The sequence below is a fragment of the Vibrio sp. SNU_ST1 genome, from assembly GCF_030563405.1.
GTDB lineage: Bacteria > Pseudomonadota > Gammaproteobacteria > Enterobacterales > Vibrionaceae > Vibrio.
In genome coordinates, this window is the sequence record NZ_CP130749.1 from 1094919 (window position 1) to 1107335 (window position 12417).

General features: G+C 43.8%; 6 protein-coding genes. 2 read left to right on the forward strand and 4 right to left on the reverse strand.

Going from position 1 to position 12417, the window contains the following annotated elements; all coding sequences use genetic code 11:
• Positions 1 to 37 precede the first annotated feature (37 nt).
• On the forward strand, positions 38 to 2794 hold the full coding sequence (locus tag Q5H80_RS19125; protein ID WP_304569664.1) for an immune inhibitor A domain-containing protein: 2757 nt from the start codon (positions 38 to 40) through the stop codon (positions 2792 to 2794).
• A 213-nt stretch (positions 2795 to 3007) separates the two neighbouring features.
• Here Q5H80_RS19125 and Q5H80_RS19130 read toward each other — a convergent pair whose 3' ends face one another.
• On the reverse strand, positions 3008 to 4183 hold the full coding sequence (locus tag Q5H80_RS19130) for an MFS transporter (protein WP_304569665.1): 1176 nt from the start codon (positions 4181 to 4183) through the stop codon (positions 3008 to 3010).
• A 221-nt stretch (positions 4184 to 4404) separates the two neighbouring features.
• Here Q5H80_RS19130 and Q5H80_RS19135 point away from each other — a divergent pair, with 221 nt between their 5' ends.
• On the forward strand, positions 4405 to 5295 hold the full coding sequence (locus Q5H80_RS19135; RefSeq protein WP_304569666.1) for a LysR family transcriptional regulator: 891 nt from the start codon (positions 4405 to 4407) through the stop codon (positions 5293 to 5295).
• 94 nt (positions 5296 to 5389) lie between these two features.
• On the opposite strand, the gene Q5H80_RS19140 is transcribed toward Q5H80_RS19135, so the two are convergent.
• From Q5H80_RS19140 to Q5H80_RS19150, 3 genes are all read right to left on the reverse strand, one after another.
• On the reverse strand, positions 5390 to 10315 hold the full coding sequence (locus Q5H80_RS19140; protein ID WP_304569667.1) for a transporter substrate-binding domain-containing protein: 4926 nt from the start codon (positions 10313 to 10315) through the stop codon (positions 5390 to 5392).
• A complete protein-coding gene (locus Q5H80_RS19145) occupies positions 10308 to 11333 on the reverse strand; it encodes a two-component system response regulator (RefSeq protein WP_304569668.1) in 1026 nt (341 codons plus the stop codon). The genes Q5H80_RS19140 and Q5H80_RS19145 overlap by 8 nt, the downstream gene beginning before the upstream one ends.
• Positions 11334 to 11652: 319 nt before the next feature.
• Complete coding sequence (locus Q5H80_RS19150) at positions 11653 to 12417, reverse strand: ABC transporter ATP-binding protein (RefSeq protein WP_304569669.1); 765 nt, start codon at positions 12415 to 12417, stop codon at positions 11653 to 11655.

Consider the following 12417-nt stretch of genomic DNA (forward strand, 5'->3'; position numbering starts at 1 on the left):
TACTGATATCGACATGGAAATATAAAAGGAAAATATAATGAAAATGATGAGAAAAACATTGTTGGCTTCAGCAATGCTTACTCTATTTAGCGTCAGTAGTTATGCAAAAACACCTATTGATTTAGGCGTTGTTAATGAAGACAAACTCATTGAAATGCTAGTTAGACAAGGCTTAGTCGACCAAGATGCAACCGATATGGCAAAGCACGACGCACTTGACCGCTACTTGAAGAATAAAATCAATTCCGGTTTTAAAGGTGACGCTCAATTCGGTAAAAAAGCACTTGAGCAACGAGCGAAAATACTTAAAGCCATAGAAAAAGGATCTGGTGCTAAAAAGACGAGCGTCTTTGCGTTAGAAGTAGGCACCAAGCGTACCGATAAAGTACTCGCTCTGTTAGTCGATTTCCCTGATTTGAACTGGGATAACAACAAACTGACCGAAGAGCACACGCAAATGCTCTACGAGAGCTACAACCCAGAACATTATCAAGAGTTGTTGTTCTCAAATTCAGGCTACACTGGGCCAAATGGCGAGAACCTAATCTCGATGCGCCAATATTACCAAAGTGAATCAGGTGACAGTTACAGTGTTGCTGGTCAAGCTGCGGGTTGGTATCGCGCCTCTAAGCCCGCGTCATTCTATGGTGGCAACTCACCTACCACCGACAACGATCTCAACGCGCAAGAACTGGTTCGCGAAGCACTGAATCAATTGGCTCAAGATCCTAGTATCAACCTAGCCGATTACGATATTGAAGATCGTTACGATTACGACGGTGACGGAAACTTCCGGGAACCCGATGGTGTGATTGATCACCTAATGGTGTTCCACGCATCTGTGGGCGAAGAAGCCGGTGGCGGCGTATTAGGCCCTGATGCGATTTGGTCTCACCGATTCAACCTTGGTCGCACTCATGTACTTAAAGGCACCTCTAGCTCGCTTCCAGACCGCTTTGGTGGCCAATACGCTGCGTTTGATTACACCATTCAACCGATTGATGCCGCAGCTGGTGTATGTGCTCACGAGTATGGCCATGATTTAGGCTTGCCAGACGAGTACGACACGCAATACACAGGCAAGGGTGAACCTGTCTCTTACTGGTCAATCATGTCTTCGGGTAGTTGGGCTGGTCAAATTGGTGGCACACAGCCAACGGCATTCAGCTCTTGGGCAAAACACTTCCTACAGAAGTCGATTGGTGGTCGCTGGGTTAACGATGATCAAATCTCGATTAATGATCTAGAAGACAACCCACAAGTTTACACGCTGTTCCAAACAACGGATAACAGCCGTCCGAACATGATTAAAGTGGATCTTCCAGAAAAACAGATCGAAGGTTTAAAACCGTTTGCTGGTAAGTATTCGTTTCATTCTCAAAAAGGCGATGACCTGAAAAACAGCATGACACGCAAGTTGGTGATTCCAGCCGGTGATTCTGCACTGCTTTCGTTCAAAACTTGGTATGAAATTGAGAAAGACTACGACTTTGCGCGCGTACTCGTGAATGGACAAGCCATTGCCGGCAACATCACCTCAATGGATGACCCATACAATACTGGCCTCGTTCCTGCTATTGGCGGCAAATCTGGCGGGTGGATTGACGCTGAGTTTGACGTTTCACAATGGGTAGGCCAAGAAATAGAGCTTTCGTTTGAGTACATCACCGATGGTGGCTTGGCGATGGAAGGTTTCTATTTGGATAACCTCAGTGTGGTCGTTGATGGTAAAATCACCTCAATAGACGACGGTGAGAGCAACTCCACCTTCGCCCTAAATGGCTACAAACTGAGTAATGGGTTCCACCAAGCGCAACACTACTACCTGTTGCAATGGCGAAGCCACATGGACGTTGATGAAGGCCTAGCCAACATCAAACGCATGGGTCAACTGATCTCATTCGATCCGGGTTTGATCATTTGGTACGTAGACGAGTCGCTGACTGATAACTGGGTAGGCAAACACCCAGGTGAAGGTTGGTTAGGTGTGGTCGATGCCGACCAGAATGCAATGACTTGGGAAAAATCCGGTGAAGTCGCTCAAACTCGTTACCAAGTTCGTGATGCGGCGTTCTCACTCAAAGATCATACTCCAATGCGTCTTGTAAACAGCGACAATGATGTGCTCGAAGATACCAGTTTAGTTGGTAATGCTAGCTTCTCGGATGACCAAAATTACACTTCGCCTCAAGCACCAGACTCAGGACGTATCCTGACGGAGTTTGGTTTAGCGGTCGATATTGTGAATCAGAGTGACAACAACGAATACGGTGTGGTGCGTTTGTCTAAAGTAAGCCGACACAACGTCGCTCCTACTGCGAACTTCGAGCTTAATGTGACTGGCCTGAACGTTTCAGCACGTAACTTCAGCTCAGACCAAGACGGTGAGATCACCAGTTATCTATGGGACTTGGGCAACGGAACTACAAGTAACGAAGTGGCACCAACTTGGTCTTATGTACAGACTGGTGAATACATCGTTAATTTGACTGTTGTCGACGACAAAGGCGCTACTGATTCATTTAGCTCCGTAGTGAGTGTTGAATCTCCAAACGCCCTACCGGAAGCAAGTGCGAAGTACATCCACTTGGGGCGCTGGGTAACCATGTGGTCAACAAGCTCAGACAGTGACGGTCGTATTGTTGATACTGAGTGGGCGCTTCCAAATGGAAAAGTAAAACGAGGTCGCACATTCACTTCTATCTTCCCTTCATACGGGAAACACGAGGTGACCTTGAAGATAATCGATGACCAAGGCGGGATTACGACTAAGACCATTATGGTCGACCTATAAGTCATCGCAGGCTCTATCATGAGGATTTACAAAATAAGCTTAAGTATTGTTGTCACAGGATATAAACCACGACAGCAGTTTTAAGAAAACGTCATTATTTAAGCCATGAGCAAAAGCCCTACCAATTTGGTAGGGCTTTTTATTTTTAGCAGTTCGAGATAATAGCGCTTTAATTCCGGTGACAAATTTGCTGAACCACCATTCGATGAACCATTACACGGGCTGCTTTTGAATTCGTGATTTACGCGCACTGAATGCAAACAACAAAATTACGGCCAAAACGAACGGTAAAACGTAAACGTTAAGGTTTTGCCAACCTACTGTTGACTCCAACCACCCAGACAGTAGCGCCGTGACAGTTACACAACCAAACACAATAAATTCATTGAACGCTTGTGCCTTGGCTTTATTTTGAGCTTGATACGACTGGCTGAATAGGCCAGTTGCAGCGATGAACATAAAGTTCCAACCCACACCAAGTACAACTAAAGCCGCCCTGAAGTGCCAAATTGATACGCCATGGATATTGATGGCAATACTCACCACAAATAACACACCACCCGCAAGGATCATCATTCTTGAACCGAACTTCTCGATGAGGGAACCCGTAAAGAATGCAGGCACAAACATGCCCAATACGTGCCACTCAATCACACCAGCAGCTTTAGTAAAGTCGAACCCACAACCAATCATCGCTAATGGTGTTGCCGTCATCAAAATATTCATTACGGCATAAGCAACCATGGCTGCGAATACAGCACCGATGAAGTTAGGCGCTTTCACAATCACACTGAGAGGATCGGCTTTAGGCGCCTGACTATTAAAAGAGACTTTTGGAAACTGAATGGTTTGTAAGATGAGTAACGCAAGAATGTTCAATCCAATCAAAGAAGCAAAAGCACCAATGTACAAGCCATCTTGCGACCACTGTTGAGACATAATTGCCAAGTTGGGCCCCAGTACCGCGGCTAAAACGCCACCAGCCATAGAGATAGATATCGCTCGATGACAGGCATTTTTATCACACACTTCGATAGCAGCAAATCGATAAAGCGTGCCGAAACCTATGCCTATCCCAAGAAGGAAAGTGGCGAAACAAAACAGATAGAAATGTTGTTGAGATAGCGCGTAAGTGGCAAGGCCAGCCCCTGTAATGCCAACCACATTACCGATACTAAACCCTCGTTTTCGTCCTAACTTACCTGAAATTAAAGACGCAGGAATGGTGGCAGCCATTAAGCCCAAAAACTGCAGTGCAACCGGCAAAGTAATCATGCTGACACTGGGAGCAATCTGCTTACCTATCAAACCAATCACCGAGATCAGTAATATGTTACCCGTCATCAATAAGGCCTGACACAGTGAGAGCAGCCAAACATTTCTATTCATCTTCGTTCCTAAATATGAGCGCAGTTGGTCAATAGACCAAAAATCCAACAACGTCGCAACACTTTGTTACTCATAGGAACTCGACACCGCGGCCAATAGACCAATAGACCAATAGCGGTATATAGCAACACATTGACTTTGATTGGCGTTACTTTAGACATCAGAGTTGAAATTATTATTACTAGAGATAATAATAATTTTTTGTTATTTGGACGCTGGACATGATCAATCCACTTTGGCTCAATACATTTAAAACTCTGGTTGAAGTTGGACATTTCACCCAAACGGCAGAAAAGTTGTACATGACACAGCCTGGAGTCAGCCAACACATCAAGAAGCTTGAACAAGCTTGTAATTGTGACCTGTTATCGAGAGAAAATAAGAGCTTCGAGCTGACCGAACAAGGTCGGATTATGTATCGCTATGCGCTCAAGCTAGAGAAAGACCAAGAAGATCTTTTTGAGTCTCTAAGTTTTGATAATCCTTATGCTGGGCAATGTTACCTATCCTGCTCTGGTTCACTCTCTTTACGCCTGTACCCAAAACTTCTTGAACTACAGCAACAATACCAAGAACTCAGCATTAACTTAGAAGCGGCGCCAAACAAAAAGATATTGAATGACCTACTCCAAGGCACTACCGATATAGGCATTGTGAGGCACTCACCCAACGACAGCTACTACCAAAGCCAAGTCATTGGCAAAGAGGCCTTATGTCTTATCGTCCACCACAGCCTTGCTAACTTAGAGATTACCCCTGACGCGCTGCACAATATCGGCCTCATAGCCCATCCAGACTCTGCTCATTACCTGTCTTTGTATTTTGACCTATGGGGAGATAAAGACTTAGCGAACATCAACATCAATGAAATACCGAAGTCTGGCTACATTAATCAACTTCACCAAATTCTATTACCTGTATCAAAAGGGCTTGGGTTTACCGTGTTACCCGAAGGTGCTGTCGAAAACTTTCCAGACAGAGATAAGCTGCACGTTGTGACACCTAAAGTGAAGGTTGAAGAAACACTGTATTTGGTTCAGAAAAGAAATCGAAAACTTCCGCACCGATACAACACCCTTATCGATCTCATCAAACAACACGTCAGTAACTAATCCGAAACACAGATAAAATTAAAGCCTTTAGCTAGTTCGTTATTTCGCAGCAATAGGTAAAGGCTTTAATGTGGGTGTGATGTTCAAAAGACAGCTACTCAGAAGCGCTCAGAACCTCTTTGGCTCGTTCAAAATCGTAATTATCTAACGCACTTTGGACATCTTTAAGAACTGCTGAATGTGGATACTGTGCCAGTAACTCAGTCACGTATTGGGTTGCATCGTTGTCATAGGCTTCCAGCAGCGAGAGTAGCTTAAGCCTTTGTTCTTCTTTGACCGCAGTTCCCATCGCACTCGCTTCACTCATCACCTCTGCATGTGGCTTAACAATCTTGCTGTCCGTTGCTGCAATGAGATCAACTAACCGCACCTCACCTTCTCTGAGGTCTTGCTCATCACACAAACCGTTGTGAGCTTTATCTTCTAACTCTCCCATTAAATCAGCCAACTGGAGTCCACCAATCGACACTGCCATGCTTTTCAAGGTATGCAAGTTTCTTTCAAGCGTAATCCAATCGTCTTGTGCCAAATTATCAAACGCATCAACCATCATGCTTGGCGCACAACTATGGAACTTCCCAACCAGTTTATTTTGTAGTTCCGAATCATGAAGAGTGAGTTGATCGAACCGCTGCTGAGAAAATACACTGACAGCATCATTGCTATTGGGTTTACTTGTTAGACATTCAAGTTGCTCTGCTTGCTCATCTAACAGAGCCGCCTTTCCTTCCACCATCACCTCCGGCACTATGTATTTGATGATCAAAGAAGTCGCTTTATCGATAATAATCGGCTTGTCTAAGAAGTCCGTTACACCTGCGTCCCTTGCTCTTTGCTTGGCATCGGCAAACACATTGGCAGACATCGCTATAATAGGGATCTGCGTATCAAACTCACGGATCTGACGCGTCGCTTCAAAGCCATCCATAACGGGCATTTGAAGGTCCATTAGAATCATTTCATAGCCATTATTTTTGGCTAGCGCGACGGCTTCTTCTCCGTTCTCAGCCAAGTCAGCATTCAAATTCGTACGCTTGAAAAATGCCAACGCTAAGTCTTGATTTAACTCATTATCTTCTACCAGTAATACCTTTTGCCCCTTAAACTCGATGTGATAATCCAGCTTGAGCTCCTGAGATTTAAAGAGTGCTAGTTCCTCTGCGTCTGACCTAGGCAGAGTGAGAACGAAAGAGAACTCACTCCCCTTACCCAATACACTCGCAACTGAAATTTCACTACCCATGGCTTGCACGAGTTTTTGACTGATATTTAGCCCCAAACCAGTACCTCCGAACTTTCTCGTGGTAGTACTATCTGCCTGACTGAATGCTTGAAAGAGTTTGTGCTTATTCTCTTCTGAAATTCCTATTCCTGTATCTGAAACAACCACCTTCATACTCACAGTGCTATCATTGGATTCGAGATGAATAGCATTCAAAGTCACATGTCCATGCGAAGTGAATTTAACGGCGTTACCTATCAGGTTCAGAATGACCTGAAACAATCTTAATGGGTCACCAATCAACGGAGTGTTTAGCTCTGGATCTATCGACATAGACAATTTAAGTCGCTTCTCAGCCGCTTTGGGTTCCATCAATTCAATGACATCTTGGAAGTTGGTCATTGGGTCAAATGGGATATGATCAATAACAAGCTGTCCCGCCTCTATCTTTGAGAAATCGAGGATGTCATTAATGATGCTTAACAGTGAATGCCCTGAACGGTGCACTTTCTCGATATAGTTTCGAGCAACAGGATTAGATATTTCGCCAATTGCCAAATAAGACAGACCAATTATTGCATTCATTGGCGTTCTAATTTCATGGCTCATATTGGCTAAGAATTCAGATTTCGCTTGGCTTGCAAGATCCGCTCTCTTTTTCTGTTCTTCTAATTGCTCGTTCAGACGCTTCATTTCAGAGATGTCGAATGCCCAAAATAGTGTTGCTATCTCGCCGTCTAACTCGAATAAGTAGTAGCTGACTAAAGCAACGAAACGGGTTCCATCAGATTTTCTAAGCACCAACTCCCGATTTACCACCTTGCCATTGAGCTTGAGCTCCTTATGTACATCATCCCGAACGGATAAAGAGTCATGAATAGAAGCCACATCGATAGAATCAAGATCAAGACCTTCAACCCCAAACAGCTGTTTCGCAGTGTCGTTGGCATAACGAACCTTCTCTTCAAACACAACACTCGCGGCGATAGGAGAGCTGTTAAGCATATTGTAGAGCTGCTCCTGAGCCTTCTTAAGCGCCTCTGTTGCATCATTGGCAATGCTTATTTGTTTCGAGAGTTTTCGATTCCAGAAAACGATAAGTAAAACGATCACCAAAGCAAAACCTGAAATGGTATAAACCAATTCATAGTCGACTCTTTCTATCGCTTTTGGCGCAGCCCACTTCGCCGATATCTTTTGACGTTCTTCAGCAGAAATGCTCTCAATCGCCTTATTCACAATGGAATAAAGCAAAGGTTCAGACTTAATGACGTGTAAGGTTGGAGAAAGGAAAAAATCAAGTCGTCCGATAATTCCGACCTCACGATGACCAAATGAATCAATGAGGTAATTTAGGACTTCAACAGTATCGATCATGCCATCTAGGGTTTTATCATCCAGTCGGTTAAGCCCATCTTCAGTGGATACTACTTTCACCCATTCAACATTCGGGTATTTCTTGATAATCGCGTCGGTATTTGCTGCGTTCTTCAAGATACCGATTTTCCATCCTTCAGCTTCCTCAAGCACCAAGCTACTTATGTCTCGTCTCGATGCAATAGCTAAACGGCTTGAAAACAGGCTCTTGACTGCTTTAACGTTGTCGCCTAACGAACGATTCTCTTGAGCTGCGGAGACCAGTTCTACTTCATGATGGTCAACCAAGCTACGGGGCTCTGACCAACTTGCAACGTCTACATGGTTGATACTTAACCCTGTTTTCTGCTCAATGAGCGTTAGATAATCGTCAACCATACCGATGTATTCACCGGTATTGGATATCGCCTCATAAGGCAACGAGTTCGGATCTATACCTATCCGAACATCCGGATTGTCTTTGATCCACTTCCTCTCTTTTTGGCTTAGATTTAAGATCTCTCCAGTCAAATTACTCGCTTGATAAACATCCGCAATATAGCGTTTCGCCGCATCTCCGAATGAACTAAATTGTTCGACCGATGGAAAATAAACATGGTTCCGCTCTAACGACTGAACATCAAAGTAGAAAGTCATCGAACCAGAATTGGAGCTCCCTCCTTTGGTTTGATAATTTGCCACCTTGGTGACAGACGAAAAATGAGAGGTGTTTTTCTTCTCTCCATATTCATCAACTAGGTTACCGATGTACCAAGATTTGATTGGGCGATTACTATTATCCGCCTGCGCGGTGATCACCTGAAATGAACTGTCCGTATCGAAAATTTTAAACACTTCGGTTAACTCTTCAAAGCGGTCATTGACGATAAAATACGCGGATATTTGCGCTATAATATTTGCTTTTTTAAGCACTTGGCTTAGATCATTCTGAACCTGCATCTCGATAATTTGGCTTAAACCATCATCGGTCTGTTTAAGTTTGTTAATCGCGGCATTGAAGCTGTCTCTGATTTCCTCACTCTTAAAGTCAACATAGATCGGATACTCAACTTTATACTCGTCATGTAACGTTAGCTCTGCCATTTCAATAAAACGAGTATTGGTGATAAACCACTCCAGCACTCTTCGCTCAACCATTAACAGGTCAACATTTTGAGCCCTCAACTGTGAGAATGCTGATTCAAGACCTTCATAATCTTCGACACGAACAATGTCCAACTTACCCTTCAGCACTTCAACAGAATTTTTAATTGGTGAGGTCTCGTCGAACAATAACGCCCCTAGTGACAGGTCGTTCTGGGATTGAAGTTTGAGCTTGCGGCGAGTCAGTGAAACAGGAACAAACTCAACATTAAGAACGTTATCACTTAGGAAATGTGCATTAGGGTCATCAAACTGAACGCCAGAAACAAAGGCAATAGAATTATTGTTATCGATGGCTCTTCTAGCGGCACTAGGAGGAAGAGTGACAACGTCACCCAGCTTATACCCCATATCATTAAGAGCACGTTGAATAATGTCGTGTTCTAGCCCGACCGCAGTGCTGTCTGGATACATATACGGAGGGTTACCAAAGCCAAATACGCCTTTTAATGGCACTCGATAGGGAGAGGTATCTAGCCACTTTGATAGGATCTGGTTCTTATTATTAACGTCAAAGGTTTCAATTTGTTTGTTGATTAACGTCAGTAGTTCTGGTTCGTCAGTTCGAATCACCATCGACGCTTCTAATTTTTTCCAATGCTCCAAAACATAGTTGACCGCTAGATCATGCACGCCAATCTTTTTCGCAAGCTCCATAGTGGTGATCGGTTCACCGACCATGCCTTCAACATCTCCTGCCCCTAACGCACGCACCGCATCAATAACGTTGTCAAAGTCCACTCGTTCAATAGAGCTCAACTGGACGCCAGCTCTTTGTAAGTCTATGTTTTCATTAACCATAGCAATGCGGCGTTTATTATTTTGATCTAGATTCCCATCGAGTTTTTTGTCGATAGGCACTATCACAGCCACCTGATAAGGAATATAGGGATCACTCGCAAGAAAACGCCCACCTTCACTTGGGTCGAACTGCTGGAATGGGAACACGTCGCCTCGCCCGTCTAACAAAGCATCTTTGGCCTTAACGCGTGAGTCCACGCTGATAAATCGAGTATGAACACCAAATCGACTTTCAAGATCTAATGCCCAGTCTTTTATGATCCCAGATACCTTTCCTTCATCATCAATAAATGAGTATGGGTAATGGTCGGTAAGGGTAACAAAGGTAATCGTTGGTTGGTTTTCTAACCACTGATTTAACGTTGCATCGGTCACTTCGCCGGCGTTTGCACTGCGAATGTCCAGTGGCCACACCAATAAGCCAATGACAAGAGATAATACAAAACGATTTAGCGACCACATCAAGCCATCACTCATCTCTAAACTTCTCTTTAATCGCAAGAATCTCGGGCAACTTAAGAAAGAACAGATCGACGATAGTTGGGTCAAAATGTTTGCCTTTTTGTTCCTCAAACAGATTCAGCGCCTCATCGATACTCCAAGCTTTTTTATAAGGGCGCTCTGCGGTCAGGGCATCAAACACATCAGCAACAGCCGCAATTCTTCCAACCAATGGGATATCTTCGCCAGCTATCTGGTTTGGGTAACCACTACCATCCCACTTCTCATGGTGATACTGCGCTACTTGAATGGCGGTACGCATCAGTTTGGAGTCGCTCTGCCTACCAAGAATTTCAACACCGTATTCGACGTGTTTCTGCATGGTATTCCACTCACCGGCATCCAACTTACCAGGCTTTAGCAGCACACTATCGGGAATGCCAATCTTGCCAATATCATGCATTGGTGCTGCATCACGCAACGTCTCGGCATCTTCGTCAGTCATTCCCAAGGCTTTAGCTAGCACTTCACAGTAGTGACTCATGCGCTTAACGTGCATGCCTGTTTCATTGTCTTTAAATTCAGCAGCTCTACCCAATATGTTCAGTGTTTCTAACTTACCGAGATTGATCTCTTGAGTTTTCTCTTTTACCTGACTAAACAACGCGCGTTGTTGGTCATAAAGTGCGATATGCGTTTTCACACGCTGGAGTGCAATAGCAGGGGTTATCGGTTTGGTTAGGTAATCGACAGCACCTAAAGATAACCCTTTCACTTCGGCTTCTGGGCCAATTTTTGCGGTCACAAATATGATTGGTATATGAGCTGTATTTGGCTGGGATTTGAGTTGGCGACATACCTCGTAACCATCGATATCAGGCATCATGATATCGAGGAGAATGAGATCTGGCTGAGGCATCATCTTGGCTATCTTAATTCCAATAGTACCGTTAATTGCGACCTTAACTTGATAGGTGTCTTTGAGTATTGCCGTTAACACATCCAAGTTGCTTGGTGTGTCATCCACAACTAACACTATAGGCTTCTGACTCATTGACACCTCATATAGAAATCAAACAGTTATAACCATAGTGTAGAACGATTTTTAGAGGTTAATCAGAAAAAATAGCAATTGATTTTAGAAAATGAAGAGTAGATCTTCGAGTGACATCAAGCCAACACCAGTTGAAGTATGACCAGTCAACATTACGTCGATTAAGTCATTATAATACAAAGGAAATTATACAGATTACTTTTGAATCCAGACCTTTTATTAACAAAATACAAACTGGCAAAAACAAAAAGAGCTCCTCATTTGGGAGCTCTTTTCATTTCGGTAACTAGGGATTTAAGCAGGCTAGAGACCCTGTAATCTAACGACCTGAATAATACATACAGATTCGAACACCATCAAACTCACGAATCTCAAATGGGATCTCGTAGATCGACTCCATCACTGACTTTTCAACCACTTCAGAAACCTTACCCGACTTAACCACTTTGCCTTTTTTCATCGCGACAATGTTATCTGAATAGCAAGAAGCGAAGTTGATGTCGTGAATTACGATCACTACCGCTTTATTAAATTCATGAGCTAAACGACGCAGCGTCTGCATGATCTCTACAGAGTGCTTGATATCTAGGTTGTTCAGTGGCTCATCCAAGAACACATAGTCGGTATCTTGCGCCACAACCATTGCGATGAACGCCATTTGACGCTGACCGCCACTCAACTCATCAAGGTATTTGTTTTGAATATCGGTAATACCAAGGTGCTCTAGCGCCGTATCAACGATCTTATGATCTTCGTCTTTCAAACGACCTTGTGAATGTGGGAAACGACCAAAACAAACCAATTCGCGAATCGTAAATCGCATATTGATGTTGTTTGACTGTCGTAATACCGCAAGGTGCTTAGCCAACTCTTTGGTATCCCATTCAGCCAGTAGCTTGTCGCCAATAATTACTTCACCGGCATCACTTTCTGTTAAGCGACTCGCCATAGAAAGCAGCGTACTTTTACCCGCACCATTTGGGCCAATAATAGAAGTCACTTCCCCTTTCGGGAACATAGCGCTGGCATCATCCACCACGAGTGATTTGCCATACTTCTTACTTAAACCTGTTAATTTAATCAC